This is a genomic window from Sphingobium scionense (assembly GCF_014197035.1).
Classification (GTDB): Bacteria; Pseudomonadota; Alphaproteobacteria; order Sphingomonadales; family Sphingomonadaceae; genus Sphingobium; species Sphingobium scionense.
On sequence record NZ_JACIEU010000011.1, the window covers coordinates 17835 to 42725 of the forward strand.

Annotated in this window: 30 protein-coding genes and 1 tRNA gene; 13 read left to right on the plus strand and 18 right to left on the minus strand. The window is 64.4% G+C overall.

Features of this window, described 5'->3' with window-relative positions; translation table 11 throughout:
* The first annotated feature begins 51 nt into the window (after positions 1–51).
* The 8 genes from GGQ90_RS14045 (at position 52) to GGQ90_RS14080 (ending at position 7717) form a co-directional block, all read left to right on the plus strand.
* Entirely contained in the window at positions 52–477 is a 426-nt protein-coding gene (locus tag GGQ90_RS14045; RefSeq protein WP_188082714.1) for a Ros/MucR family transcriptional regulator, read from the plus strand.
* A 126-nt stretch (positions 478–603) separates the two neighbouring features.
* The gene (locus GGQ90_RS14050; protein WP_188082715.1) at positions 604–1026 is read left to right on the plus strand and encodes a Fur family transcriptional regulator; all 423 of its coding nucleotides are present in this window, start codon (positions 604–606) and stop codon (positions 1024–1026) included.
* 4 nt (positions 1027–1030) lie between these two features.
* Positions 1031–1789, plus strand: a complete 759-nt coding sequence (locus tag GGQ90_RS14055) for a lysophospholipid acyltransferase family protein (RefSeq protein ID WP_188082716.1) — start codon at positions 1031–1033, stop codon at positions 1787–1789.
* Positions 1790–1798: 9 nt separating this feature from the next.
* Positions 1799–3163 (plus strand): tRNA (N6-isopentenyl adenosine(37)-C2)-methylthiotransferase MiaB, encoded by a 1365-nt coding sequence (gene miaB, locus GGQ90_RS14060; RefSeq protein WP_188082717.1) that lies wholly within the window; start codon positions 1799–1801, stop codon positions 3161–3163.
* Positions 3164–3264: 101 nt separating this feature from the next.
* Positions 3265–4266, plus strand: coding sequence for a PhoH family protein (locus GGQ90_RS14065; RefSeq protein WP_188082718.1), 1002 nt, complete (start codon positions 3265–3267; stop codon positions 4264–4266).
* 24 nt (positions 4267–4290) lie between these two features.
* Positions 4291–4803, plus strand: a complete 513-nt coding sequence (gene ybeY / locus GGQ90_RS14070; RefSeq protein ID WP_188082719.1) for an rRNA maturation RNase YbeY — start codon at positions 4291–4293, stop codon at positions 4801–4803.
* A gap of 8 nt (positions 4804–4811) precedes the next feature.
* The gene (locus GGQ90_RS14075; protein WP_188082720.1) at positions 4812–5759 is read left to right on the plus strand and encodes a hemolysin family protein; all 948 of its coding nucleotides are present in this window, start codon (positions 4812–4814) and stop codon (positions 5757–5759) included.
* Positions 5760–6274: 515 nt separating this feature from the next.
* A complete protein-coding gene (locus tag GGQ90_RS14080; protein WP_188082721.1) occupies positions 6275–7717 on the plus strand; it encodes a DUF2142 domain-containing protein in 1443 nt (480 codons plus the stop codon).
* Here the strand turns inward: GGQ90_RS14080 and GGQ90_RS14085 are convergent.
* The 4 genes from GGQ90_RS14085 to GGQ90_RS14100 are packed head-to-tail and all read right to left on the minus strand — an operon-like array spanning position 7691 to position 11478.
* Positions 7691–8332 (minus strand): phosphatase PAP2 family protein, encoded by a 642-nt coding sequence (locus GGQ90_RS14085; protein ID WP_188082880.1) that lies wholly within the window; start codon positions 8330–8332, stop codon positions 7691–7693. The two genes, GGQ90_RS14080 and GGQ90_RS14085, sit on opposite strands and share 27 nt — an antisense overlap.
* Complete coding sequence (gene lpdA / locus GGQ90_RS14090) at positions 8310–9725, minus strand: dihydrolipoyl dehydrogenase (RefSeq protein WP_188082722.1); 1416 nt, start codon at positions 9723–9725, stop codon at positions 8310–8312. Before lpdA ends, GGQ90_RS14085 begins: the two co-directional genes overlap by 23 nt.
* 41 nt (positions 9726–9766) lie before the next feature.
* The gene (locus GGQ90_RS14095) at positions 9767–10168 is read right to left on the minus strand and encodes an acyl-CoA thioesterase (protein WP_125998523.1); all 402 of its coding nucleotides are present in this window, start codon (positions 10166–10168) and stop codon (positions 9767–9769) included.
* Complete coding sequence (locus GGQ90_RS14100) at positions 10168–11478, minus strand: pyruvate dehydrogenase complex dihydrolipoamide acetyltransferase (protein WP_188082723.1); 1311 nt, start codon at positions 11476–11478, stop codon at positions 10168–10170. The genes GGQ90_RS14095 and GGQ90_RS14100 overlap by 1 nt, the downstream gene beginning before the upstream one ends.
* Before the next feature lie 189 nt (positions 11479–11667).
* On the opposite strand from GGQ90_RS14100, the gene GGQ90_RS14105 reads away from it, so the two are divergent.
* Entirely contained in the window at positions 11668–12123 is a 456-nt protein-coding gene (locus tag GGQ90_RS14105; RefSeq protein WP_188082724.1) for a universal stress protein, read from the plus strand.
* A gap of 566 nt (positions 12124–12689) precedes the next feature.
* Here the strand turns inward: GGQ90_RS14105 and GGQ90_RS14110 are convergent.
* The gene (locus GGQ90_RS14110) at positions 12690–13343 is read right to left on the minus strand and encodes an MOSC domain-containing protein (RefSeq protein WP_188082725.1); all 654 of its coding nucleotides are present in this window, start codon (positions 13341–13343) and stop codon (positions 12690–12692) included.
* Between the two features lie 72 nt (positions 13344–13415).
* Entirely contained in the window at positions 13416–13634 is a 219-nt protein-coding gene (locus GGQ90_RS14115; protein WP_188082726.1) for a hypervirulence associated TUDOR domain-containing protein, read from the minus strand.
* Positions 13635–13757: 123 nt separating this feature from the next.
* On the opposite strand from GGQ90_RS14115, the gene GGQ90_RS14120 reads away from it, so the two are divergent.
* The 4 genes from GGQ90_RS14120 to GGQ90_RS14135 all read left to right on the plus strand — a co-directional run bounded on the left by GGQ90_RS14120 (position 13758) and on the right by GGQ90_RS14135 (position 17232).
* The gene (locus tag GGQ90_RS14120) at positions 13758–14936 is read left to right on the plus strand and encodes a glycosyltransferase family 4 protein (RefSeq protein ID WP_188082727.1); all 1179 of its coding nucleotides are present in this window, start codon (positions 13758–13760) and stop codon (positions 14934–14936) included.
* A 28-nt stretch (positions 14937–14964) separates the two neighbouring features.
* Positions 14965–16278, plus strand: a complete 1314-nt coding sequence (locus GGQ90_RS14125; RefSeq protein ID WP_188082728.1) for a replication-associated recombination protein A — start codon at positions 14965–14967, stop codon at positions 16276–16278.
* Positions 16275–17132, plus strand: a complete 858-nt coding sequence (locus GGQ90_RS14130) for a hypothetical protein (RefSeq protein WP_188082729.1) — start codon at positions 16275–16277, stop codon at positions 17130–17132. Before GGQ90_RS14125 ends, GGQ90_RS14130 begins: the two co-directional genes overlap by 4 nt.
* A gap of 28 nt (positions 17133–17160) precedes the next feature.
* A tRNA-Thr gene (locus GGQ90_RS14135) sits at positions 17161–17232 on the plus strand.
* Here GGQ90_RS14135 and GGQ90_RS14140 read toward each other — a convergent pair.
* The 12 genes from GGQ90_RS14140 to GGQ90_RS14195 all read right to left on the minus strand — a co-directional run bounded on the left by GGQ90_RS14140 (position 17223) and on the right by GGQ90_RS14195 (position 24879).
* Positions 17223–18812: a recombinase family protein gene (locus GGQ90_RS14140; RefSeq protein ID WP_188082730.1), complete on the minus strand. Its 1590-nt coding sequence runs from the start codon at positions 18810–18812 to the stop codon at positions 17223–17225. The genes GGQ90_RS14135 and GGQ90_RS14140 overlap by 10 nt on opposite strands.
* A 122-nt stretch (positions 18813–18934) precedes the next feature.
* Positions 18935–19561 carry a J domain-containing protein gene (locus GGQ90_RS14145; protein ID WP_188082731.1) on the minus strand — a complete coding sequence of 209 codons (627 nt, stop codon included), beginning with the start codon at positions 19559–19561 and terminating at the stop codon, positions 18935–18937.
* Complete coding sequence (locus GGQ90_RS14150; protein WP_188082732.1) at positions 19558–19782, minus strand: hypothetical protein; 225 nt, start codon at positions 19780–19782, stop codon at positions 19558–19560. The genes GGQ90_RS14145 and GGQ90_RS14150 overlap by 4 nt, the downstream gene beginning before the upstream one ends.
* Positions 19783–19792: 10 nt before the next feature.
* Positions 19793–20017, minus strand: coding sequence for a hypothetical protein (locus GGQ90_RS14155; RefSeq protein WP_188082733.1), 225 nt, complete (start codon positions 20015–20017; stop codon positions 19793–19795).
* On the minus strand, positions 20014–20334 hold the full coding sequence (locus GGQ90_RS14160; protein ID WP_188082734.1) for a hypothetical protein: 321 nt from the start codon (positions 20332–20334) through the stop codon (positions 20014–20016). The genes GGQ90_RS14155 and GGQ90_RS14160 overlap by 4 nt, the downstream gene beginning before the upstream one ends.
* Positions 20331–20558 carry a hypothetical protein gene (locus GGQ90_RS14165; RefSeq protein ID WP_188082735.1) on the minus strand — a complete coding sequence of 76 codons (228 nt, stop codon included), beginning with the start codon at positions 20556–20558 and terminating at the stop codon, positions 20331–20333. The genes GGQ90_RS14160 and GGQ90_RS14165 overlap by 4 nt, the downstream gene beginning before the upstream one ends.
* Entirely contained in the window at positions 20555–20866 is a 312-nt protein-coding gene (locus tag GGQ90_RS14170) for a hypothetical protein (protein WP_223178255.1), read from the minus strand. The genes GGQ90_RS14165 and GGQ90_RS14170 overlap by 4 nt, the downstream gene beginning before the upstream one ends.
* Before the next feature lie 23 nt (positions 20867–20889).
* On the minus strand, positions 20890–23013 hold the full coding sequence (locus GGQ90_RS14175) for a ParB/RepB/Spo0J family partition protein (RefSeq protein WP_188082737.1): 2124 nt from the start codon (positions 23011–23013) through the stop codon (positions 20890–20892).
* Between the two features lie 466 nt (positions 23014–23479).
* A complete protein-coding gene (locus tag GGQ90_RS14180; RefSeq protein ID WP_246428254.1) occupies positions 23480–23908 on the minus strand; it encodes a hypothetical protein in 429 nt (142 codons plus the stop codon).
* 160 nt (positions 23909–24068) lie between these two features.
* Entirely contained in the window at positions 24069–24398 is a 330-nt protein-coding gene (locus tag GGQ90_RS14185) for a hypothetical protein (RefSeq protein WP_246428248.1), read from the minus strand.
* The gene (locus tag GGQ90_RS14190) at positions 24395–24637 is read right to left on the minus strand and encodes a DUF2312 domain-containing protein (RefSeq protein WP_188082739.1); all 243 of its coding nucleotides are present in this window, start codon (positions 24635–24637) and stop codon (positions 24395–24397) included. The genes GGQ90_RS14185 and GGQ90_RS14190 overlap by 4 nt, the downstream gene beginning before the upstream one ends.
* Complete coding sequence (locus GGQ90_RS14195; RefSeq protein WP_223178256.1) at positions 24634–24879, minus strand: hypothetical protein; 246 nt, start codon at positions 24877–24879, stop codon at positions 24634–24636. Before GGQ90_RS14195 ends, GGQ90_RS14190 begins: the two co-directional genes overlap by 4 nt.
* Positions 24880–24891: the final 12 nt, after the last annotated feature.

The window sequence follows — 24891 nt, forward strand, 5'->3', positions numbered from 1 at the left end:
CATTTCCTCGGGCGGGTCGCACAATAGAAGCCTTTGCAGGAAACAAGAAAAATGGAAAACGAATCGGCACAGAGCGAACTGCTCATCACTCTGACCTCCGACATTGTCGCTGCGCACGTCTCGAATAACAGCGTTGCTGTGTCCGACGTTGCGACACTGATCCAGAATGTTCATACCGCGCTGTCGGGTCTTTCGACCCCGGCGCCCGCCCCCGAAGTGAAGCCGGAACCGGCTGTTTCGGTGCGCGCATCGATCAAGCCCGACTTCATCATCTGCCTGGAAGACGGCAAGAAGCTGAAGATGCTCAAGCGGCACCTGATGACCCATTATCAGATGACCCCGGACGATTATCGCGCCAAGTGGGGCCTGCCGGCCGATTACCCGATGGTTGCCCCCAATTATGCCGAACAGCGCCGCAACCTGGCCAAGAAGATTGGCCTGGGCACCAAGCGCCGCCGGACCCGTGCCGGCAAATAAGCCCCACACTTTCGGTATTTACCTATTGCGAAAGGGGCGCATCGACGATGCGCCCCTTTTCCGTTGCAACAAAAGCGGCTAGGCAATGTCCGACTTTCCCATTTTTGAAGCGAGCCAGCCCCCCGCATGAACCGCAAGATCGACGTCGAAGCCCTCTGCCACGAAAAGGGCCTGCGCATCACCGAACAGCGCCGGGTTATCGCCCAGGTGCTGAGCGACGCGACCGACCATCCCGATGTCGAGGAACTGCACAAACGCGCTGCCGCTATCGATCCGGGCATCTCTATCGCCACTGTGTACCGCACCGTGCGCCTCTTCGAAGAAGCCGGCATTCTGGAACGGCATGACTTTGGCGACGGCCGCGCCCGCTACGAAGCGGCCCCGGAATCGCATCATGACCATCTGATCGACGTCGAAACCGGCAACGTCATCGAGTTCGTCGATCCCGAACTGGAACTGCTGCAGAAGCAGATCGCCGAAAAGCTCGGCTTCCGCCTGGTCGACCATCGCATGGAACTTTACGGCGTCGCCCTCGACCGCAAGGACTGACGCCTTGGCGCCACTGCGCCGGGCCGGCCGCATCGCCGCCCTGTTCGGCAGCCTGCTATTCTGCCTGCCCCCGCATCTCTTGTGGCGCCTGTTTCGCCGCCCATCTCCTTGGCCACGCCGTTTCCTGGGGATGGCGGCGCGGGCAGTCGGCGCCCGCATCCGGGTGGAAGGCCGCCCGGTCGAGAGCGACATGTTCCTGATCGCCAACCATGTCAGTTGGGTCGACATATTGGCGCTGGCCGATGCGACCGGCGCCGCTTTCGTCGCCCATGACGGCATCGCCCGCTGGCCGGTGATCGGCTGGCTCGCCGCCCAGAACAACACCTTGTTCGTCTCGCGCGAGAAGCGCGGCAGCCTGTCGGGCCAGCTCGACGCGCTGCGCGCCGCGCTCGCCGGCCATCAGCCGGTCGCCCTCTTTCCCGAAGGCACGACCAGCGACGGCAGCGGCCTGCTGCCCTTCAAGCCCTCGCTGCTCGCCGTGCTGATGCCGCCGCCCCGCGCGGTGATGATCCAGCCGGTGCATATCGACTATGGCGCGGCCACGGCTCAGATCGCCTGGCATGGCGACGAACCGGCCGGCACCAATGCGAAGCGACTGCTGGAGCGCAAGGGCCGCCTGCCCGTCACCATCCGGTTCCTGGAGCCGTTCGACCCGGCCAGTTGCGCCGATCGCAAGATATTGGCCGCCACCGCGCACCAGCGGATCGCCGCGAGCATTGCCGCGCACCTGCCACCTTCCTCTTCGCGCCAAGCGCCTGTATAGCTGGACGGCATGAATCGTAACGACGCCCCTGAACTTACAGCCGGCAAGGGCCCGGCCACCTTCCAGGTCAAATCCTTCGGCTGCCAGATGAACGTCTATGATGGCGAACGCATGGCCGAAATGCTGGGCGAGCGCGGCATGACCGCCGCTGCCGACGGCGCAGAGGCCGACCTCGTCATTCTCAACACCTGCCACATCCGCGAAAAGGCGGTGGACAAGGTCTATTCCGACATTGGCCGCCTGACCCGCGAGGATGGCACTCGCCCGATGATCGCCGTCGCCGGCTGCGTCGCCCAGGCCGAGGGCGGCGAAATCCAGCGCCGCGCCCGCAATGTCGACATCGTCGTCGGCCCGCAGGCCTATCACCGCTTGCCCGACCTGATCGGCAAGGCGCAGCGCGGCGAGGAGGCTGTCGACACCGACATGCCGGCCAATTCCAAATTCGCCGCCCTGCCCGGCCGCACCAAGCAGGCTCGGCCGACCGCCTTCCTGACGATCATGGAAGGCTGCGACAAATTCTGCACCTATTGCGTCGTGCCCTATACGCGCGGCGCGGAAATCAGCCGCAGTTGGACCGCGATCCTGGACGAAGCCAAGGCGCTGGTCGATGGCGGCGTGCGCGAGATCACCCTGCTCGGCCAGAACGTCAATGCCTGGACCGGCGAGGACGACCGGGGCCGGTTGCAGGGCATGGACGGCCTGGCCCGCGAACTGGCCCGGCTCGGCGGGCTGGAGCGGATCCGCTACACCACCAGCCATCCCAACGACATGAGCGATGGCCTGATCGCCGCCCATGGCGACGAGCCCAAGCTGATGCCCTTCCTCCATCTGCCGGTGCAGTCGGGCAATGACCGTATTCTCAAGGCCATGAACCGCAGCCACACGGTCGACAGCTATCTGCGCATCATCGAGCGCGTGCGCGAGGCCCGGCCCGACATCGCCTTGTCGGGCGACTTCATCGTCGGCTTCCCCGGCGAGAGTGACGCGGAGTTCGAAGATACTCTCAAGATCGTCGACCAGGTGCGCTACGCGCAATGCTATTCCTTCAAATACAGCCCCCGCCCCGGCACCCCGGCGGCGGACATGGATCATCAGATCCCGGCGGCGGTGATGGACGAAAGGCTGGCCCGGCTGCAGGCCGCGATCAACCGCCATCAGGTCGATTTCAACAGCGCCACGGTGGGCCGCACCACCAGCATCCTGCTCGAACGCAAGGGCCGCTATCCCGGCCAGCTGATCGGCAAGACGCCCTGGCTGCAATCCGTCCATGTCACCGCGCCCGAATTTGCTATTGGCGATATGGTCGATGTCGATATCATCAGCGCCGGCCCGAACAGCCTGGCCGGCGAAATCAGCAGGAGGAAAGCCGCTTGAACCAAAGCCTCGTCATTCCCGCACCGTTGGGAAGCCATCTCCCCGAAACCCGGTCGCGACCGGCCTTGACGAGATGCATGACGAGCCAGGGAGGCTTTTGAATGGGCAAGAAACCACACCATCCCCGCACCGACATTGCCGAGCGCGCGCGCCTGGAAGTGACGTTCGAAAAGCCGCATCTTCTGGGTGCGCTGTTCGGCCAATATGACCAGAATTTGGTCGCGATCGAAAACCGGCTCGGCGTCTATATCGCCGCGCGCGGCAACAAGCTGCAGATCGAGGGCGAGGCCGAAGCCGCCGCCCGCGCCCGCGACGTCATGACCGGCCTCTACAACCGCATCGTCGCCGGACAGGAAATCGACGGCGGCGCGGTGGAAGCCGTGATCGCCATGTCGGCCGAACCGACCCTGGACGGCATCATCCGGCATGACGTCGCCGAACCGCCCAAGGTGATGATCCGCACCCGCAAGAAGACGATCGTCCCCCGTTCCGCCACCCAGGTCACCTATATGGAGGCACTGACCCGGAACGACATCATCTTCGCGCTCGGCCCGGCAGGCACCGGCAAGACCTATCTGGCCGTCGCCCAGGCGGTCAGCCAGCTGATTACCGGCAGCGTCGACCGCCTGATCCTGTCCCGCCCCGCCGTCGAAGCGGGCGAGAAGCTCGGCTTTCTGCCCGGCGACATGAAGGAAAAGGTCGATCCCTATCTGCGGCCGATCTACGATGCGTTGCACGACACACTGCCGGCCGAACAGGTCGAACGGCGGATCGCCAGCGGCGAGATCGAGATCGCCCCGCTGGCCTTCATGCGCGGCCGCACCCTGGCCAACGCCTTCATCGTGCTGGACGAGGCGCAGAACACCACCATCGCCCAGATGAAGATGTTCTTGACCCGCTTTGGCGAAGGCAGCCGCATGGTCATCTGCGGCGATCCCAAGCAGGTCGATCTGCCGCAGCCCGGCATTTCCGGCCTGGCCGACGCGGTCGCGCGGCTGGACGGGGTCGAGGGCATTGCCATGGTCCCCTTCGGCATCGGCGACGTCGTCCGCCATCCGGTGGTCGGCCGCATCGTCCAGGCCTATGAGGGGCCGGATGCATAAATCTTCACAACGGATCTCAAATATATGATTGAAGTCGCTGTCCTTCATGAAGAAGGCTGGCCCGGCACGGACTGGGAATTTCTCGCGCAACAGGCGGTTTCGGCCGCCATTGCGCACAGTCCCTATGCCGCATTCGCTACCGATGCCACCCTCTATGAAGTCGCGGTCAAGCTGACCGACGACGCCGAGGTGCACCAGCTCAACCGCGCCTATCGCGAGAAGGACAAGCCGACCAACGTCCTGTCCTTCCCGATGGTGCAGGAAGATTTGCTGGAAGTGACGGCCAATACCGACGATGGCGAAGTGCTGCTGGGCGATATCGTCCTGGCCGAGGGGGTCTGTACCGCCGAAGCTGCGGAAAAGGGCATATCGGTCGCCGACCATGCCACGCATCTGATCGTCCACGGGACTTTTCATTTGCTTGGATATGACCATATGGACGACAATGAAGCCGAGGCGATGGAAGCGCTGGAAATCCGCACGCTTCTCAGCCTTGGTCTGGCTGATCCCTACGGGGATAGAGAAACAGGGAAATAGGAAATACGATGGCTGAAGGCAGCCCGAAGGATAGCGCCGGTTCCAAGGAAGCGGACAGTAGTAACGAGGGCGGTTTATGGAGCGGCCTGAAGTCGCTCCTGTTCGGCGAGAATGAAGCCCCCAGCCTCCGCAAGGAACTGGAAGAGGCGCTCGACGAATATGATGAGGATGAGCAGGAAGAGGGCGCGGCCCCGCCTGCCAAGGGCGACCTGTCCGCAATCGAGCGGCAGATGGTCCGCAATCTGCTGCATTTTTCAGAACATACGGTCGACGATGTTGCCGTGCCCCGCTCCGACATCGTCGCGATCGAGGAGAAGGCGAGCTTTGCCGAACTGGCAGAACTGTTCGCCGAGGCCGGTCACAGCCGCATCCCGGTCTATCGCGAAACGCTCGATACGATCGTCGGCATGATCCATATCCGCGATGCCTTCGCAATCCTGGCAGGCAAGGCGCCGGTGCCCGACACGTTGGAGCCGCTGATCCGCCAGCCGCTCTATGTGCCCGAAAGCATGGGCGCGCTCGACCTGCTCGCCGAAATGCGTGCCAAGCGCACCCATCTGGCCATCGTGCTCGACGAATATTCTGGGACCGAAGGGCTGCTGACTTTCGAGGATCTGGTCGAGGAAATCGTCGGCGAGGTCGAGGACGAGCATGACGACGCGCCCGAAGCCATGCTGGTGCCGCTGGAAGGCGGCATGTGGGATGCAGACGCCCGCGCCGAACTGGACGACGTCGCTGAAGAAATCGACCCGCGCCTGGGCGAGATCGAGGAAGATGTCGATACGCTGGGCGGCCTCGCCTTCGTACTGGCCGGTCGCGTCCCCGAGCCGGGCGAGATCCTCCCGCATGAACAGAGCGGCTGGAAACTGGAAATATTGGCCAGCGACGGCCGCCGCGTCACCCGCCTGCGGCTCCACCCGCCGGTCGAACAGGAACTGGAAGCGGAAGAGGCCTGAGGGTCTCTTTCCGCTTCTACGTCACTATCGACAGCTTGAAGGCAGGGGCCTTGGGCATGTTAGCGCCTGCTCTCCTGAGCGCAGCCTTTTTTTGGGTGGCCATGTTGGTTGGTTTCCCGCCACGCCCCTCCCGTAAACGGGAGGGGCTGCGAGACTTGCGCGCGCAGCGCGTTAGTCGCAGTGGGGTGGGCTTGTCCGACGTCCAGCCCGCCCCCTTGATGAGAGTCACATGCCTCCCATCACCCCCTCCCGTAAACGGGAGGGGAAACAGTCTGCAACTGGTCGCCAGCAGTCAAAATCCGGTATTGTCATTGCGAGCGTAGCAAAAAATGGTCCTTTCCCGACCATCAGAATTGCCGATGCGCTCCGAAATTATCGCCCTGGTTCATATTTTCGACCTTCGTCTTTCGCATGGCAAAATGTTAACGGGACATATCTAGGACGTATCAATACTCATTCGAACGGCAGGCATGCGGAACGCGCGATCTTCTTTCAGGACCAATCCTTATGCCGACATGACAGTCGTCGCGCCATGGCCGCGCCTCGAACAAATATTGTTTCTCGCCATATCCCTCGCGACGCTGTTCTGCGTGATCCTGACTCCGCCCTTTCAGGCGCCGGATGAAAACCAACATTATATGAAGGCACTGGCCCTGTCGCAGGGCCATGTCGTGACGGAAATCCAGGACGACCGGATCGGCGCAGACCTGCCGCGAGCGGCGGTCGGCCTCCACGCCGTCGATTTCCCGACCGAACCGGACGGCCAACTCCATCGCTATGACAAGGGCATGATCGACCGGGCCTGGTCCGCCGACGCCGCCCGCACTGGCACGCGCTTTGCCGAATTTCCCAATGTCGCCAGCTATGCGCCGACCCTCTATGCCCCCGGCGCCGTCGGCCTTTGGGTCGGCGACGCGCTGGGCCTGCCGCGCATCGGCGCCTTCTATGCCGGCCGTATCTCCAATGCACTGACCGCGCTGCTCCTCCTTGCCGCTGCGCTATGCCTCATTCCCTTCGGCCGGATGGCGCTGCTCGGCACCGCGCTGCTACCGACCTTCTGCTATCAGATCGGCTCGCTCTCGCCCGATGCGGTCATCAACGGCATCGGCTTTCTCGGCCTCGCTCTGGCGCTACGGATCGGCTTCATGACGCCGACCCCCGCCAGCACGGTCGCCACACTCGTCACCGCACCGCTGCTGGCGCTGGCCAAGGGCGTCTATCTGCCGCTGATGGCCGCCGGCCTGCGCTGGCCCACCCGCTTCACCCTGTCGCGCAACGCCCTGATCCTTGGCGCGATGCTGCTCGGAGCTGTCATCTTCGCTGTCTGGATGAAGGCCAATGGCGGCAGCCAGGCGCTCTATCACATCACCTCGCGCAAGACAGGGGAGAGCGTGCTGACCGCGCCGCTGGCGCAGCAACTGGCCGTGATCCTGGCCGATCCGGCCGGCTATGCCCGCGTCCTCGCGTCCAGCATCGTCGAACGCGCTCCCGTCTATGCACTTCAGATCGTCGGCCGCCTCGGCTGGAACGCGATCCTGCTGCCGCTGCTGGCCTACCCACTCGCCCTGCTGATGCTGGGCAGCGCGGTGCTGAGCGGATCAGGTGCGCGCTTCGGCCTTGGCCAGCGCCTCTGGTGGCTGGCGATCGCGGCCGGCACCGCGCTGCTGATCGAAACCGCCATGTATCTGACCGGCACGCCGCTCGGCGCCGATTATGTCCAGGGGACGCAGGGCCGCTACTTCCTGCCGCTGCTGCCGCTTGTGCTGCTGGCACTGATGCCGGCCAATCCGCTGCGCGGCGCCCGCCTGCTCTGCGCCGGCGCGGGCCTGGCCCTGCTCATCATCGCGATGCTCAGCGCCTGGGACAGTTTCTGGGTCCATGGCTTCGTCACCGCCGACGGCATGCCGCCGCACGGCAGTATCACCCGCGCCTTACTGCTGCCCTCGCCGCGCTGGTAGCCAGGCCGCGCACAGCACAAGCCAGCCCAGCCCCTCGATCCATCCGGCCAACACATCACTTGGCCAATGCACGCCCAGCCACACCCGGCTGGCGCCGATCAGCGCGATCATCGCCCCACCCGCGCCATAGGCCCAGCGCCGCCCGGCCAGCATCGCCAGCGCGCCGAAGAACATCATGTTCCCCGCCGCATGGCCGCTGGGAAAACTATAGCTATGGACGATGTCGAGATGCGGCAGCAGGTCGGGCCGCGGCGCGGCGAAGATCTGCTTGAGGATCAGGTTGAGCAGCGTGCCGCCAATCTCCACCCCGGCAAACCACAAGGCCGCCGCACGCCGCCCGGTAAAGGCCAGCGCACCCAGCACGACCAGCGACAGGATGATGCGGATCGCCGTGCCGCCGATCGCCGAAGCTAGCCGCATGACCATGGTCACATGCCCGCCAAGCGCGGTCTCGCGCCCCTGCCCAGCCCAGCCCATCAGGCCGATGTTCAGATCGTCGAGCAACCCGTTTCGCTGCGCCAGCGCGATCGCCAGCACGCAAAAAAGCGCGAGGATGAATATCCCCGCGCCCTTTGCCAGCATGAGCTGCCGATCAGATATGGAGCGCACGCCCATAAGCGGCGAGCACGCTTTCATGCATCGATTCCGAGATGGTCGGGTGCGGGAACACCGTCTGCATCAGTTCGGCCTCGGTGGTCTCCAGCGTCTTGCCGATGGTATAGCCCTGGATCATCTCGGTCACTTCCGCGCCGATCATGTGGGCGCCCAGCAATTCGCCGGTCTTGGCGTCGAACACGGTCTTGGTGAAACCCTCGGCCTCGCCCAGCGCGATCGCCTTGCCATTGCCGATGAAGGGGAACATGCCGACCTTGACGTCGTAGCCCGCTTCCTTGGCCTTGGCTTCGGTCAGGCCCACCGACGCGATCTGCGGGTGGCAATAGGTGCAGCCCGGGATGTTGCGCACGTCCATCGCATGCGGGTGGACATCCTTGTTGCCCAGCGCCTGCGCGATCGCCTCGACCGTGGTCACGGCTTCATGGCTCGCCTTGTGGGCCAGCCATGGCGGCGCGGTCACGTCGCCGATCGCCCAGATGCCGTCGACATTGGTGCGGCCATAGGCGTCGGTCTTGATATGATAGCGCTGGTCGGGCTCGACGCCGACATCTTCCAGGCCGATATTCTCGACATTGGGGACGATGCCGATCGCCACGATGACATGGCTGTATTCGGCGGTGATGTCCTTGCCGGCCTTGTCCTTGATGGTGGCGGTCACGGCCTTGTCGGTCGCGGCGATCTTCTCGATCTTGGCGCCGGTCAGGATGGTCATGCCCTGCTTCTTGACCGCCTTCTCCAGGAACGCCGAGACATCGGCATCCTCTACGGGGACGATCCGGTCCATCATCTCGACCACGGTCACGTCGGCGCCCATGTCGTTGTAGAAGCTGGCGAATTCGATACCGATCGCGCCCGAACCGATGACCAGCAGCTTGGTCGGCATTTCCGCCGGGGTCATGGCGTGGCGATAGGTCCACACGCGCTTGCCGTCGGCCTTGAGCTGCGGCAGGTCGCGGGCGCGCGCGCCGGTCGCGATGATGATATGCTTGGCGGTCAGCTCTTCGCTCTTGCCGTCCTTGGTGACGGTCAGCTTGCCCTTTCCGGTCAGCTTGCCATCGCCCATATGGACGGTGATCTTGTTCTTCTTCATCAGGTGCGTGACGCCCTGATTGAGCTGCTTGGCAACGCCGCGCGAACGCTTCACCACCGCCTCGATGTCGGCGCTGATCTTCTCGGCCGCCAGGCCATAGTCCTTGGCGTGCTGCATATAATGGAAGATTTCGGCCGAACGCAGCAGCGCCTTGGTCGGAATGCAGCCCCAGTTGAGGCAGATGCCGCCCAGATTTTCGCGCTCCACGATCGCGGTCTTGAGGCCCAGTTGCGCCGCCCGGATGGCGGCAACATAGCCGCCCGGGCCGGAGCCGAGGACGATCAGGTCATAGGTATCAGCCATGGTCTCTCTCGCTATTTCGATATCTTGGTCAGGCCGCGCCCTTATTGAGCAGGCAGCGGCGGCACGGAACGGGGCTGGCGATCCTCACCGATCGCCACGAAGGTGAAGGTCGCCTGGGTCACGCGATAGGATCGATCGTCGTGACGGGCACGACGCCACGCCTCGACATCGATCTTCATCGATGTGCGGCCGACCGACTTGAGCGTCGCGAACACCGATACCTCGTCGCCGACGATGACCGGACGGTGGAAGGTCATGCCCTCCACCGCGATCGTCACCGCACGACCGTGGCTGTAGCGTGCCGCGACCGAACCCGCAGCCGAATCCATCAGGCTCATCAGCCAGCCGCCGAAAATATCCCCGTGGGGATTGGTATCGGCGGGCATGGCGATGACGCGCACCGCCGGGCTTTCGACCGGCGGCTGCTCGTCGATCTTCGCCATCAGGCCAGCATGCCCAGCGGATTTTCGATCAGTTCGCGGAATGCCTTCATCAGACGGGCGCCGTCGGCACCGTCGATCGCGCGATGGTCGAAGCTGCCGGTCGCCGACATGACGGTCGCGATCTGCAGGCTGTCATCGACCACGAAGGGCCGCTTTTCGCCCGCGCCGATCGCCATGATCATGCCCTGCGGCGGATTGATGACCGCTTCGAACTGCTTGATGCCGAACATGCCCATGTTCGACAGTGACGCGGTGCCACCCTGATATTCGCTCGGCTGCAGCTTGCCGGCCTTGGCGCGCTCGGCCAGGTCCTTCATCTCGTTCGAGATGGCGGCCACGCCCTTGATGTCGGCGCCGGTGACGATCGGGGTGATCAGGCCACCGGGGATCGACACGGCCACCGAAATATCGGCGCGCTTGAACTGCAGCATCTGGTCGCCGGCGAACTGCACGTTGCACTCGGGCACCTGCATCAGGGCCACGCCCAGCGCCTTGATCAACAGATCGTTGACCGACAGCTTGACGCCACGGCCCGACAGGCCGGCATTCAGCTCGCCGCGCAGCTTCAGCAGCTTGTCGAGCTGCACGTCCACGGTCAGGTAGATGTGCGGCACCTGCTGCTTGGACTCTGTCAGGCGGCGCGCGATCGTCTTGCGCATGCCGCTGAGCTTGATGACCTCGTTGGGGATGCCGAAATCCTGCGCGGCGGCGGCAATCGGCGCCGGGGCAGCGACGGGTGCAGCAGCAGCCGGGGTAGCGGCAGGCGCAGCCGCCTTGGCGGGCGCAGCGGCAGCGCCATCCAGGTCGGCCTTCACGATGCGGCCATTGGGGCCGGAGCCAGCGACGGCAGCCAGGTCGACACCCTTGGCTTCGGCCAGGCGACGGGCGAGCGGACTCGCCTTCACGCGACCTTCCGCCGGGGCGGCGGCAGGCGCGACTGCGTCGGCCTTGGCCGGAACTGGATCAGCCTTGGCTGCAGGTGCGGCGGCTTCGGCCTTGGCCGGCACCGCATCGGCCTTGGGAGCGGGCGCAGCGCCACCGCCGGCAGCGGCTTCGGCAACATCTTCGCCCTCTTCGGCGATGATCGCGATGACGGTGCCGACCTTCACGCCCTCGGCGCCTTCCGACACCAGGATCTTGGCGACGATGCCTTCATCGACGGCCTCGAACTCCATGGTTGCCTTGTCGGTTTCGATCTCGGCGAGAAGGTCGCCGGACGACACCTTGTCCCCTTCCTTGACCAGCCATTTGGCCAGCGTCCCTTCTTCCATGGTGGGGGACAGGGCAGGCATCTGGATCGTCTTGCTCATGCGTTCGGGGCCTCTTCTTGATTATCTGGCACGCGCCGTTTCGGTGCCCGTTTTCACCCTTTGGCCGGAACGGTCAAGGCCACGCCTTGCGCGAGGGGCGATAATGCCCCACATTTCACCTCGTTGGTTCGTCGGGGTGGTTTTGACGGCCCGGCAAGGCCGACTTTTGTTTCTCGGGGATATCGAACAATGCGGACATATCTGGTGGTCGTGGACGAATCGCCCGAGGCGGAAACCGCGTTGCGCTTCGCGGCCCGCCGCGCCGCCAAGACGGCCGGCACGATCCGCATCCTGGCGCTGATCCCGCCATCCGAGTTCGTCCAGTGGGGCGGCGTCCAGGCGACAATGGAGGATGAGGCGCTGCAACGGGCCGAAGCGCTGGTGACCAGTGCGGCCGGCACGCTGACCGACGAATCCGGCATCCGCCCCAGCATCACCGTGCGCCAGGGCGACCCCGTCGCGGTCGTGCGCAAGACGCTGGAGGAAATGGACGACGTTGCCGCCCTGGTGCTGGGCGCCGCCGCCAGCGGCCCACCCGGCGCGCTGGTATCCCACTTCACCGGATCGGATGCGGGCAAGATGCCCTGCCCGATCATGATCATCCCCGGCGGTCTCGACAGCGACGCGATCGACCTGCTGAGTTGAACGCGAAGCGGGAGGGCAAAAAAGCCCCCCCCTATTCCACCAACGTCATGCTGAACTTGTTTCAGCATCCACCAAGCCCCACAAAGCATCGACTGTTGGGAGGAATGGACCCTGAAACAAGTTCAGGGTGACGATGAAGGTTAGGTCCGCTTCAGCTCGCAAGGCGCCATTCCTAATCATGGGCTCAACAGAGCCGACCTTTCCTATTCGGGTCAGGCTGATCTACTCCGATGATGGAAAGCTTCCCCGCATGCCGTCTCTCGCTCTCCATACCGTCGCTTCACTGTCGCCCGACTGTCGCGTCGATGGCGCGTGGCGGTGATCCTGATTTCGGCCTGACTGTCGCGTCACGGACGCGTGAGTGGCGCGTTATCGATGCGTCACGGGCGCATCACAGGCCTAATCACCCGACGACACTGTGAACTTCGTAGGAAATCCACTGTCGCGTCAGCCGAGCGCCAGCGCGACGATGCCGGACCGCATTTTTCGCTGTCCTACAACGCCTCTGCCGGCCTAGCCTTCACCGCTTCTTTGACATGTCGAAAAAACGATCCAAGCCTTGCCGATCAAGCGGCGAGCTTGCGGGCCCGTTCACGCCAGGCCTCCGCCAGAACCGGCATCTCGGCCAGTGCCCGCACCGCATCGGGATCGGCCTTGTGGCCACCGCCGATCAGCAGGCGAAAGACCCGCTCGATGCTCCAGTCCGGCAAGGGGCGGTCGAGCAGCGCCATCTGCGTGCCAGCCTCCGCCTCCCCTTCCTTGACGACCCGGAAATAGATGCCGCAACGGGCGGTCTTGACGATCGTCGCCATCACATCGCGGGCACCGAAACGATGGTCGAGCTTCCAGCAAGGCTGGCGGCCATGGCTCACCTCCACCATCGCGCTGCCCAGACTGAACCGGTCGCCCAGGCAGATGTCGCTCTCGGTCATGCCCCGGCTCGCGATATTCTCGCCAAAGGCACCGGGCGCATCGAGCAGCGGATGATCGGGCTTCCTGTCGCGCCACCAGCCATAATGATCCTGCGGATAGAGGTGGATCGCCTTGTCCCAGCCGCCATGATGGACGGTATCGGCCACCCCGTCGCCCTCGAAGCCCAGCCAGTTGATGCGGATCGGGCCGGCGACCGGCTGCTTGCCGATGGCACTATGTTCGTCATCGCGAAAGGGCCGGGGCATGCCGATCAGTAACGCGTCGATGGTCATGAAAGACTGGGTCATGCTGCTCCATGCCATGGTTGCAGCGCGATGACGATGGCCAGTTGCGGTCAGCTTGACCCGTCCGCCCGTAGCTCAGGCGGCGCTCAGTTCTGACCCAAGCTTGAGTACCAAGTCGCCCTTGTCGGTCTGGACCAGATAGGCGGGATCGCGGGTAGACCCGTTGCGACGGATCAGCGAGCCGGCGATCATCCGCTCCACATGCCGCTCGAACCGTTCAGCTATGCGTCCCCGGCCGACACCCTGCCCCCAATTCCACTTGACCCGTGTTCCCATACGGAATCTCTCGGCCATCAGCAGACATCCTCTCCTTCAGGGGCAATCATGCCGGCCGGCTTTCCCGGTCAGCTTCAGCAAAATTCCCGAGGCCCGCTCTGGTTCCTTGGGTTTTTCGCCGGTCTGGTCTAAGGGGCCGCGATGGATGTTACCGGACTTCGTGTCGCGCTGTTCAGCGGCAATTATAATTATGTGCGCGACGGTGCAAACCAGGCGCTCAACCGTTTCGTAGGCTATCTGCTGCGCCAGGGCGCACAGGTGCGCGTCTATGCCCCGACCACCGACACACCCGCCTTCCCGCCGACCGGCGATCTGGTCAGCACGCCGTCGATCCCTGTGCCCGGCCGCCCGGAGTATCGCATCCCTACGCACCTGTCGCGTGCAGCCCGGCGCGACCTGAAGATATTCGCGCCCAACATGATCCACCTGTCGAGCCCCGATCCGCTGGGCCATCGGGCCTTGAGTTGGGCGCGTGACCGCAATCTGCCTGCGGTGGCGTCGGTCCATACCCGGTTCGAGACCTATCCGCGCTATTATGGCCTCGCCTTCCTGGAGCCGGCGATCGAGGGCATCTTGCGCCGCTTCTATCGCCGCTGCGACGCCATTGTCGCCCCATCGGAATCCATGGCCCAGCTGCTGCGCGAGCAGCGGATGAGCTATGATGTCGGCATCTGGACCCGGGGCATCGATCGCGAAATCTTCAATCCACAGCGCCGCGATCTCGACTGGCGCCGTTCGCTCGGCTTTGCCGACGATGTGCCAGTGATCGGCTTCATCGGCCGCCAGGTGATGGAAAAGGGGCTCGACGTCTTTTCCGACACGATCGACCAACTGACCGCCCGCAAGGTGCCGCACAAGGTGCTGGTGGTCGGCGAAGGCCCGGCGCGCGAATGGTTCCAGAATCGCTTGCCCGACGCCGTCTTCACCGGCTTCCAGGGCGGCGCCAACCTGGGCCGCGCGGTCGCCAGCATGGACATGCTGTTCAACCCGTCGGTCACCGAGACCTTTGGCAATGTGACGCTGGAAGCGATGGCCTGCCGCCTGCCGACCGTCGCCGCCCGCGCCACCGGCAGCGAAAACCTGGTGCAGGAAGGCATAACGGGCCGGCTGATCCGCCCCGGCGCGATCGGCAAGTTCGCCGATGCCCTGCAAATCTACTGCACCGACGCCGCCGCCCGTGCCAGCGCAGGTGCGGCCGCCGAAGCCCAGGCCGAACATTTCGGCTGGGACCGGGTCAACCAGGCACTGGTCGACACCTATTTGCGGATCATCCGCCAACGCACCCAAGGCGCCAAGATCCGTTCCAGCCCTGTTCCCTGATCGGCCCCGCTTGCCTATATCAGGGACGATGGCTGATCTTTTCTCTTCCGATGATGTTCTTCCGGCCGGTGCCGACCATGCCCCCCTCGCCGATCGATTGCGTCCGGCGGTCCTGGCCGATGTCGTCGGCCAGGAACATCTGACCGGGCCTGACGGCGCGATCGGCCGAATGGTGGCGGCCGGCCGCCTCTCGTCGATCCTCTTCTGGGGACCACCCGGCACCGGCAAGACGACGATATCGCGGCTGCTGGCCGATGCCGTCGGCATGCGGTTCGAGCCGATCTCCGCCGTCTTTTCCGGCGTCGCCGATCTCAAGAAGGTGTTCGCCGCCGCAAAGGAGCATGGCCGGCGCGGCGAAAAGACCCTGTTGTTCGTGGACGAAATCCACCGCTTCAACCGTGCCCAGCAGGACAGCTTCCTGCCCTTCGTCGAGGACGGCACGGTCACGCTGGTCGGCGCCACGACGGAAAATCCCAGTTTCGAACTGAACGCCGCGCTCTTGTCCCGCGCACAGGTGCTGATCCTGCGCCGGCTCGACACCGCCGCGCTTGAACAATTGCTGGACCGGGCCGAAGCACTGATCGGCCGGCCGCTACCGCTCGATGCCGCCGCGCGCGAAGCGCTGCTGGCCAGCGCAGACGGCGACGGTCGCTTCCTGCTCAACCAGGTCGAGACGCTCTATTCTATCGACATTCCCACGCCGCTCGATCCGGCCGGCCTCTCCGCCCTGCTCCATCGCCGCGTCGCGGTCTATGACAAGGATCGCGAGGGCCATTACAACCTCATCTCCGCCCTCCACAAATCGCTGCGCGGCTCCGATCCCCAGGCCGCGCTTTATTATATGGCGCGGATGCTGACCGCTGGCGAGGAGCCGCTCTATGTGCTGCGCCGGCTCGTCCGCTTCGCGACCGAGGATATCGGCCTCGCCGACCCGCAGGCGGTGGTGCAGTGCCTCGCCGCCAAGGACGCCTATGAGTTTCTCGGCTCGCCAGAAGGCGAACTGGCGATCGTTCAGGCCTGCATCTATTGCGCCACAGCGCCCAAGTCGAACGCCGGCTATATGGCGATGAAGACGGCCTTCCGTACCGCGCGCGAAACCGGGTCGCTGATGCCGCCGATGAATATCGTCAATGCGCCCACCAAGCTGATGAAGCAGGTCGGCTATGGCAAGAATTACCAATATGACCATGATGCCGAGGGCGGATTTTCCGGCGCCAATTACTGGCCCGAGGAAATGAGCCCGCAGACTTTCTACACCCCGACGGAGCGCGGGTTCGAGGCGCGGATCGCTGAACGTATCGCCTATTGGAACAAGCTGCGCGCCGAGCGCGGCGCGGCGTGACGCCGCGTTTCGCGCGCTTCGCGGCGATCGACTGGTCGGGCGCCAAGGGCACGCGGCACAAGGGGATAGCGGTCGCGATCTGCGGCACCGGTCGGGACGCGCCGGAACTGGTCGAGGCGCCGGGCGGAATCTGGTCACGTCGGGCCGTCGCCGACTGGCTGATCGCCGCCGCGCGGGAAGCGCCGACCCTGTTCGGCTTCGACTTCAGTTTCGCTCCGCCCTTCGTGGCGCGCGGCGCCTATCTGCCGGGCGATCCGACGCCGACGGAAGCCCCTGCCTTCTGGGCTTATGTCGATGCGGTCTGCGACGACCCCGACCTGGGCGCAGCCAGTCTGCTGGAAACCACCCATCGTCGCCATTTCTATTTCGGCAAGGCCGATGGAATAAAGGCCGCCTTCCTGCACAATCGGGCTTGCGAAGCCCATTATAACGCCGCCGGCGGCGGCAAGCCCTCGACCATCTATGACGCGATCGGCGCCGCGCAGGTGGCCAAGGCCAGCTTTGCCGGCATGCGTCTGCTCCATCAGGTCCGCCCGCATGTGCCGGTCTGGCCCTTCGATCTAAGGCCCGACACAGGATCATTGATCGTCGAAATCTACACCAGTATCGCTGCGCGCGCAGCCGGGCGGCCCAAGGGGCGAACCAAGATGCGCGATCTGACCGCCCTGAATGACGCGTTGACGACGTTCTCGACCGCTCCCTACGCCGGTCCGATCATCGCCGACCATCAGACCGACGCCCTGCTGACTGCGGCCTGGATGCGCGCGATGGGCGAAAATCCGGCACTTTGGGCAGCAGCAGCCATGTCCGACGAAATTGCGCGCACTGAGGGCTGGACGTTCGGCGTGATCTGATAGTAAGGGCGTCCGACCCGTCAGGTGTGCCGGCTTAGCACAGCGGTAGTGCAGCGGTTTTGTAAACCGAAGGTCGGGGGTTCGATCCCCTCAGCCGGCACCGACGTTAGCATACCTTTCTTCCTGCTTTGCCAGGTTGATGATCTCGGCCATGCGGCCCTCTACGCGGACATCCACGCCACGCCCCTCAGCCGCCGGGCTGAGGATGATGACATCGATCAGGGATCGGATCGCAGCGACAGCGCGCTCGCGTGCCATGCCATCGGCCGCCAATGCGGTATCCAGATGGTCGACATATTCGCGATAGCGGTCGCCAAGATCCTGAGAAACGGTAATGGGTGGCGGGGTGATCAAGTCGCCCAGCTTGCGCTCCAGTTCGGCTAGCTCGGCGCGAGCCTTGCGCAGTCGATCCTTCACTTCCTGGAATTCGCCGGCACCGTCGGCGATGGCATCGACGAGGCGCGAGACACGTCCGCGCGCCTCGATCAGCTTGCGCTCTAGCGGATCACGAGCAGCGATCGCCTCTGCTTGACGTTTCCGAATGCCGGCATTGTAGCGATCGATAAACAGCGCGACGGCATCGGTATCGAGCAGGATCTGCTTGAGATCGCCCAGAACCCTCGCCTCATATTTGCGGTTCGAGATGGTACGGGTGTTGCTGCAGCCGTCGCGCGTCTTACGCTCCGAGCAACCCCATTTATCGGGGCTGACGATCGTCCAGGCGCCGCCGCATACAGAGCAGCGCCCCAGCTTCGAGAGCAGGCGTTTGGGACGCCGCCTCTTTTCCAGCTTGGTCCCATCAAACGCCGCATATTGCGCTTCGATCGCCACCCATTGAGCATCGCTGACAATCCGCAGGTGCGGGACATCAACCATATACCATTGCTCGGGAGGATTGGTCCGCACCAGGCGTCGGCGGGTCTTGGGATGGTAGACGCGTTTGGTCCGGTTGTAGACCATGATGCCGCGATAGAGATTGTTGCGCAGGATGCCATTGGCGCGGGCGCGATCGCCATGGATGGTGCCGATCCGCCACTTGCCCCCGGCCGGCGCTGCAATGCCCTCGGCATTGAGTTGGCGCACAATGGCATAGGCCGATCGCCCCTCGATAACCTCGTCGAAGATCCGACGAATGACGGCGGCTTCCTCTTCGTTGATCTCCAGGATTCCGCGGACCACTTCACCGTCCGGGCCGATCGGCTTGACGACGCGATAGCCATAGGCCCGGCCGCCAGCGTTGAAGCCCCGACTATGCTGGCCGCGTTGTCCGCGCCGGACACGATCAGCGAGATCCTTCAGGAAGCGGGAATCCATCAGCCCCTTGATGGTCCCCGTGATTTCGTCGACATGTCCGTCCGCCAGCGTGAAGAGCCGGGCGCCAAAATGTTCGAGATGCTCCCGGACCGCATGCGCGTCGCCGCTGTGGCGCGCGATCCGGTCGGTGGCTTCGGCCAGCACCTGATCGACATCGCCCAGTTCGACGCGCGCGAGCATGGCATTGAGCCCCGGCCGCTGCATCTCGCCGATGCCGGCACGGCCGCTGATTTCATCGTCGTGAAAGCTGCCGACAACGGTCCAGCCCTCCCGTTCGACGCGCTCCTTCAGCCCGGCAAGCTGATCAGCGGTCGAAAGGGCGTTCTGCAGGTCGCTCGAATAGCGGGCGTAGAGGATGGTGCGCATCTGTCAGGCGCGCACTGCGGCCGTGGAAATCGCGCTCGGCCATGAGATCGGCGAGCGTTTCGATGACTCGGGCGACTGCCGGATCGAGCCGTTGATGTTGTCCCATGACAAACTCCTTACGTTCATGGATGGGTGGCCCTGGCCTTTTTGGCCTCTTCAAATGCAGCGGAAAGCCTATCCCACGCGGCGCGATCGCCGCCGGCATTGGGGTGGGCGGACTTGGCGGGGGCGCGATAGGCAGCGCCGATCTCAGCGAGGGTCGCATCGCGCGCGACCTGCAGGATTTCCCACCAGGGAGACGGACGAGGCAGAGCCATGTGGCCAGCAAACGCCTGCTGCAGATCGGCGACGCCCCAGCGCTCCTGCCCGCGCAGCGCCTCAATGTGCGCGGCGATCGCCGCGATATTATCCTGGACCGTGTCCCAACGATCGCAGGCAAGCACATGGGGGCGCCCGTCCAAATCGAAGTAAAGGGCGACGCCGGCATCGTCGGGATCCCGCCGGCTCAGCTTCTGATCGCGCGCGCCGGACGCGGTGTAGCGAATGTTGCAGGTCAGGATGATGTCGGTGGTGCGCCACTTCTGACCGCTCCTTGTCATGGCGGTCAATTGCTCGCTCAGCCGGCGCTTGGCGGTCGTCAGCGTGAGCGAACGGCCATCATGCCGGAACAGGGCGGGCTTCGGCTTAGCGGTGCGCGGCCGAGCCGTCGGCCAGTCCAGCGGATAGCCGGGGGCGATATCGACGCTCATGCGCGGGCGGCCTTCCATTGCTTATAGGCCTGCGCATGGGCGAGGCAGAGGTGCTTTTCCTCAGCTGGTGACGTCGCGCAGGTCGCGCAGAGCGGCGCGTCGCAGGTGCCGCTGCGGCGCGCCGGCACCTTCCAGTCACAGAGGAACGGCGCCGGTTTTCCGCAGGCGCAGCGCTTGCGGGGACCGGTCGAGCAGATGATCGCGGCCCCTCCGGACGGCATCGGTACCACTTCACAGGGCATGACCGCCCTCCGCCGCTGCCGGATCGAGATACTCGATTTCCCAGGTGGGATGATAAGGCAGCGCATCCGGCATGCCGTCGAGCCGGACAAGAAGGTGCGCGCTGCTGGCTCCCTCGATCGTACCGAGGCAAGGCTTATGGCCGCCGGTATACCGGATGCGCCGCCGCGGATAGGCGGGGACGCGGTAAGCCTGGCGGATATAATCCAGGCTCATGCGACTTCTTTCCTGCGGAAGCGCTGAAGCTGCTCCACCCATTCCTCATCGGCGGCAGGCTCCCTGTCCGGCTTCACCTTGCGGAAATTCGCGGCGATCCAGTGCTTATTGTCCGGCTTGCCGTCGAAGTGCAGAAATAGCCCGACAGTACAGACATGCTTCACACGCAACATGTCCTCCGGCTTGGGGTCGGCAGGATCCCCCGCGAAATGCTCCGTCCCGATGCAAATCGCGAGGTCCCCGACTTGCCAGTCTTCGGTCGGGCGCGGGAGACGCGCGAGAACGACGGCGAGGATCATGTCGAAGAAACTGCTCATGACCGTTTCCCCACATCCTTCGCATGACGCATCTCAAGCGCTGCAATTGCGATCGGGAGTTCGTCATTCGTCATGACGAGGTCGCCATCCTTTTCAGGGCCAAGGTCGTTGCGGACGAGCAGCGTGATCTTTGGCGTGCCGGAAAAATGCGATGCGATCTGGTTGAGACGCCGAGAGATATCCTCGGCAATGGGTGCGGGGACTGTCATCCTGCGATCCTTCACTGAACTGCGCCCCCGGCACGGAAGCGCCCTTCCTGCATCTGCTGCATGGCAAGTTGCGTGCGCAGTTGCAGGTCGGTCATGGCGGTCGTCCACACGCGCTGAGGATCCGCGAGCGGGTAGCGATCGCCGAGGAGGATCGTCGCCTTCGCAACCATGACCGCGCATAGCTGGAAGCTGAGCGAAAGCGCGTCATGATGCCGTTCATCCCCCAGATCGGCGACCTGCATCGCGCGATCAAACGCCTCGCGCATCAGGGCGTCGATCTGCGGTCCGATCTCCTCCCCGATCTGCATGATCTCTTCCGCCATTTCGCGGTGCAGATAATCCGTCGTCATTCCGCCGCCTCCCGCATCTCAGCCGGTGCCGGCGCCGGCGGACGATCGAAGCGCATCAGCGGGTGAACCCAGTTCTTCGCCTGGCGCAGGGCGCGGGTGACCGGAGCGGTCAATTCGCCCGCCTTCAGCTTGCCCCATGTACCGAATGCCGTCTTGTCGACATGCGGTTGCGCCAGCGCCAGGCGCTGCGCCTTGGGCAGCAAGTCGACCAGTTCCTCCGTCGGCTCGACATAGGCGCGAATGTCCGCGTCCTTCAGGCCCGTCCGATCGGCCAGCAGATCATGCACGGGGATCTGATAGCCTGGCGCACCCAGGCTCCGCTCCAGCATGAGCCCGGCGAGCACGGCGCCGGCCTTCAGCTTCCACCCCTCACTTTCCGCCATGAACGCGCGGAATGCGTCGACCAGGTCCCCGCTCATGCTGGGATGGCCATGCAGGTCCGACAATTGCTTGCGCCAGCGCATGCCGGCGATCGAGCGCTCGACATGGGGCAACACTGCCGCTGAATGCTCGATCGAAGGCTCATATCCGGTGGAAAGACGCCGGGCGCCGATCTCGAACCCGTAGCCGCCAGCCAGCTCGAACCGCAGCAGGCTCCACATCGCATAGTCCCGGCCGACGGCATCATCAGCCTCTGCGGCGTCGAGAAGGACGCTGCGCAACACCTCTCGCCGCAGGCTGCGCATGATCTGCAGGGCATCTGCCGTAAGGCCATGCTCCTCCCGGATCGCCGTGTCCGCTTTCTGCCGTTCACCATAGCCGTAGCTCTGGTCGATCGCGCGACCGCCTGGCGCCGGCTTTGGCATCATCTCGCGCATGGCCGCGGCGGCCTCCGGCTTGGCGATGGGACCGGCCGACACCGGCCTGGTCGCGTCGGCCGGCTTTTCCGCCGCGCGCTTCGCCTTGCGGCTGGCCCACCAGAAGCGCGTTTCCAGGCTGCCATCCTGCTCGATATCGAGCGTCGCCATGACGTCGCCCGCCGGCAGCACCAGGAGACGGCGGGCGTCGATCGCCGCCAGTTCCGCCTGAAGCGGATCATAGTCGATATCAATCGTCGCGATCGCATTGTCCTTCGCCGCCTGGTCCAGTGCGGGATCGGCGAGCAGGAGCTCCGCGCGCTTCTCCAGTTCGATCATCTCGTTCTGGATATGCTCGGCCCGATCGGCATCGTCGGGATGTGCCGCCGCAGGTTCGGCAACGATCTCCAGATCGCGGGCGGGGCCGCCAAAATTGGCGTCGCGCGGCGGATGTGCCTCAAACCGCAAATCCCGGCCGGGGCTATGGTTCGCCACCTGCAGGCGCAGCAGATCCTTTTGCCTGGTCAGCTTCGCGTCGACCAGCTGCAGGAGCAGCGCCTCGTCGCGGACGCAACCGCGCTCTTCCGCCTGATCGGCAAACAGGTCGAGCTCATATCGGCCGCCAGCGTCCACATAGGCCTTTTCGCCAACGAAGCGCAGATATTTGGCCTGCTCGCTATCGCCCACCTTCAGCAGCTTGCGGATGATGCCAGGCGCATGGGGTTGATCGCGATCGCCGCGCTGCATGAAGATGTCGAAGGCGCGCAGTTGCATCTGGTGATCGCTGGTCGCACCGAATGCCATCGCGTGCCTGGTCCCGATCTGGCCCGCTTCCAGCGCTGCGAAAATGGTGGGCTCCAGATTGCCCAGCCGGTTCCACTGGCGGATGACCTCAATGGTCTGGCCGTTGGTGTCGGCGATATCCTGGAAGCTGCGCCCCTTGGCATGCGCGATCGCGACGGCCGCATATTTCTCATAATCACGCAGATCCCGGCGAACGATATTTTCAGCCAGGCTGAGCTCGCGCAATTCGCCTTCGTCGGTGATGTCGCGGACGATGACATCGATGGGATGATCTGCCGGCAGCTTGCCCTGGGTGATGAGCATGCTGAAGGCGCGATAGCGGCGGCCGCCAGCGAGCGCCCCCCATTGCTTTTTCTTGCCCTTGGTCCCGGGCATGGGATGGACGACGAGGGGATAGAGTTGACCGCGGTTGAGAAGCGATTCCGCCATCCCCGCGATCGCATTGGCGTCCGCTTCATTGGTGCGGACGTTATAGGGCGAAACACATAGCTCGCCGATCGTCATTGTCGTAAAGGGCATGGGACTTCTCCTGGATGGATTCTCCTTGGTGGGGAGGTTTTGACGGGAAAGTTTCCCCGCGCCGGGACAGGGCATTCGCCCGGCGCGGGGTCGCATCGCCTGCCGGCGAATGGGGGGAGTGGCAGGCGAGCGATCGGGGTGGGAAGCGATCAGCGTCGGCTCCGGGCAGGTGACCAGAGCCAGCTGGCGTCCATCGTTCGGATATTCGGCGTCAAGCGCATGGCATGCCGCGCAGCTGCAGAGGGCGGCAGTCTTCACGGCCGCATCTCCTCATCGGAAGAGCGGCAATGGTCCGGCAGCCCCGTGCAAGCACAGGTGGCCGCAAGCAGGCATGCCCCGACATCGTTATGATAGCCTTCATGGTGGCCGCAGGGGCATTGCCTGGGACCGCGTGGGTAGCACCAGGACGGCACATAGGGCGCATCATCGGCAGGGCCGGTATGGCTGGACGAGACCGGTCCGGGGCTCATATCGCGCTCTCCGCCACATAGACCCTGTTGTTGGACACAGGATCGACGCCGATACAGCGCAGGGCGAGCGTGCTACCGTCCGCGCGCAGCAGCGCGGTGCCTTCATTGCTGTCGAGCAAGACATTATGTCCGCCCCTGGCCAAGGAGAGCAGCCATTGTCGCATCGGCGCCCTTTTCCAGGATGAAGGATAGGCGCAGTGCGCCAGCAGTGTGCCGGCGCAATTCAAATCTATCACGACGCCGCATCGGTCGGGCCGCATCGCGGCGGGAAGCGCCAGCGCCGGCGATTGCTGTGTCGCCAGCCACAGACATTCGAATGTCGCGCAGACTTCCGGCCGATCGGCATAGATGGCGCAGCCGCGATCGGTGCAATGTTCGCACTTGCTGTGCGCCGGCTTGACCTTGTTCGCCATGGTGACCTTCATCACCGTACAGCAAAGGGTACAGGACCCGCAGGAAGGCGCCGGCGACCGCTTCACAGCAGGCAAGCCTCGATCAGGGGCCACATGCCGCCGATGCCGGCGAGCAGCAAGGTGGCGGCAAAAATGAGCCAGAAGCTCCAGTTGCTGTCGGTACGCGGCTCGTTCATGGGTGCGGCTCCATCTGCCGCTCGATCGACGTCAGCATGTCGATGATGCCACGCAGGCCGCGCCGGCTGACGACGAAGGCGATCGCCTCGTCCGTGGGCGCGAAGGGGTTGCCGCCCCAGATGGTGACGAGGGCCTTGTCCAGTTCAGGGATGGGCGCCCAGCCGATGGCCGCCCCCTCGCCCACATGCATCCACATGAACAAGCCGGCCCGAAAGCCGTGCGGGATCCAGGCATAGCCCTCTTCGTCCAGCAGGATCGGGATGGCGAAGGGCTCGAGCGGCGCGCTGTCGATCGGCGGCAGGATTTCGGACGCTGCGCCCATCATTCCATCCCCAGCGCAGCGAGATAGGTCTGAAGGATGGCCTCCTGCTCCTGGCGATCATGCGGCTGCATCTTACGCAGGCGGATGATCTGGCGCATGATCTTGGCATCGTAGCCGGTCGCCTTGGCTTCCAGATAGACGTCCTTGATGTCGTCGCCGAGGCCCTTCTTCTCTTCCTCGAGGCGCTCGATGCGCTCGATCAGAAGGCGCAGCTGGTCGGCTGCGATATTGCCCTCGCTCATCCTTGCGTCCTTTCGATAATCGCCCGCAGCTGCTGCGGGACGGTGGCGATGATGTTTTCGCGGGTTTCGGGCTCGAGCGTGGTCAGCGCGGATGCCAGCCCATCGATGTGCGCCTGGGCGATGCCGAGCAGCATGCCGAGCGGACTGATTTGCGGATCATTGGCGAAGGGCAGCATGATCGTGCTGCCGGCCATGATGAAGCCGGACGACATTGCCTGGCTGACGCGTTCGATGGACTGCATATCCTGACGGGA

Coding starts and splice junctions, on each gene's coding strand:
- GGQ90_RS14195 (WP_223178256.1), bottom strand. CDS start 24,879: ATGCAGTCCATCGAACGCGTCAGCCAGGCAATGTCGTCCGGCTTCATC.
- GGQ90_RS14050 (WP_188082715.1), top strand. CDS start 604: ATGAACCGCAAGATCGACGTCGAAGCCCTCTGCCACGAAAAGGGCCTG.
- GGQ90_RS14085 (WP_188082880.1), bottom strand. CDS start 8,332: ATGGGCGTGCGCTCCATATCTGATCGGCAGCTCATGCTGGCAAAGGGC.
- GGQ90_RS14065 (WP_188082718.1), top strand. CDS start 3,265: ATGGGCAAGAAACCACACCATCCCCGCACCGACATTGCCGAGCGCGCG.
- GGQ90_RS14045 (WP_188082714.1), top strand. CDS start 52: ATGGAAAACGAATCGGCACAGAGCGAACTGCTCATCACTCTGACCTCC.
- GGQ90_RS14080 (WP_188082721.1), top strand. CDS start 6,275: ATGACAGTCGTCGCGCCATGGCCGCGCCTCGAACAAATATTGTTTCTC.
- ybeY (WP_188082719.1), top strand. CDS start 4,291: ATGATTGAAGTCGCTGTCCTTCATGAAGAAGGCTGGCCCGGCACGGAC.
- GGQ90_RS14175 (WP_188082737.1), bottom strand. CDS start 23,013: ATGCCCTTTACGACAATGACGATCGGCGAGCTATGTGTTTCGCCCTAT.
- GGQ90_RS14095 (WP_125998523.1), bottom strand. CDS start 10,168: ATGGCGAAGATCGACGAGCAGCCGCCGGTCGAAAGCCCGGCGGTGCGC.
- GGQ90_RS14155 (WP_188082733.1), bottom strand. CDS start 20,017: ATGAGCCTGGATTATATCCGCCAGGCTTACCGCGTCCCCGCCTATCCG.
- GGQ90_RS14150 (WP_188082732.1), bottom strand. CDS start 19,782: ATGCCGTCCGGAGGGGCCGCGATCATCTGCTCGACCGGTCCCCGCAAG.
- GGQ90_RS14145 (WP_188082731.1), bottom strand. CDS start 19,561: ATGAGCGTCGATATCGCCCCCGGCTATCCGCTGGACTGGCCGACGGCT.
- GGQ90_RS14110 (WP_188082725.1), bottom strand. CDS start 13,343: ATGACCCAGTCTTTCATGACCATCGACGCGTTACTGATCGGCATGCCC.
- GGQ90_RS14180 (WP_246428254.1), bottom strand. CDS start 23,908: ATGAAGGTCACCATGGCGAACAAGGTCAAGCCGGCGCACAGCAAGTGC.
- GGQ90_RS14120 (WP_188082727.1), top strand. CDS start 13,758: ATGGATGTTACCGGACTTCGTGTCGCGCTGTTCAGCGGCAATTATAAT.
- GGQ90_RS14115 (WP_188082726.1), bottom strand. CDS start 13,634: ATGGCCGAGAGATTCCGTATGGGAACACGGGTCAAGTGGAATTGGGGG.
- GGQ90_RS14100 (WP_188082723.1), bottom strand. CDS start 11,478: ATGAGCAAGACGATCCAGATGCCTGCCCTGTCCCCCACCATGGAAGAA.
- GGQ90_RS14170 (WP_223178255.1), bottom strand. CDS start 20,866: ATGGCGGAAGAGATCATGCAGATCGGGGAGGAGATCGGACCGCAGATC.
- GGQ90_RS14105 (WP_188082724.1), top strand. CDS start 11,668: ATGCGGACATATCTGGTGGTCGTGGACGAATCGCCCGAGGCGGAAACC.
- GGQ90_RS14185 (WP_246428248.1), bottom strand. CDS start 24,398: ATGATGGGCGCAGCGTCCGAAATCCTGCCGCCGATCGACAGCGCGCCG.
- GGQ90_RS14125 (WP_188082728.1), top strand. CDS start 14,965: ATGGCTGATCTTTTCTCTTCCGATGATGTTCTTCCGGCCGGTGCCGAC.
- GGQ90_RS14140 (WP_188082730.1), bottom strand. CDS start 18,812: ATGCGCACCATCCTCTACGCCCGCTATTCGAGCGACCTGCAGAACGCC.
- lpdA (WP_188082722.1), bottom strand. CDS start 9,725: ATGGCTGATACCTATGACCTGATCGTCCTCGGCTCCGGCCCGGGCGGC.
- GGQ90_RS14190 (WP_188082739.1), bottom strand. CDS start 24,637: ATGAGCGAGGGCAATATCGCAGCCGACCAGCTGCGCCTTCTGATCGAG.
- miaB (WP_188082717.1), top strand. CDS start 1,799: ATGAATCGTAACGACGCCCCTGAACTTACAGCCGGCAAGGGCCCGGCC.
- GGQ90_RS14075 (WP_188082720.1), top strand. CDS start 4,812: ATGGCTGAAGGCAGCCCGAAGGATAGCGCCGGTTCCAAGGAAGCGGAC.
- GGQ90_RS14160 (WP_188082734.1), bottom strand. CDS start 20,334: ATGAGCAGTTTCTTCGACATGATCCTCGCCGTCGTTCTCGCGCGTCTC.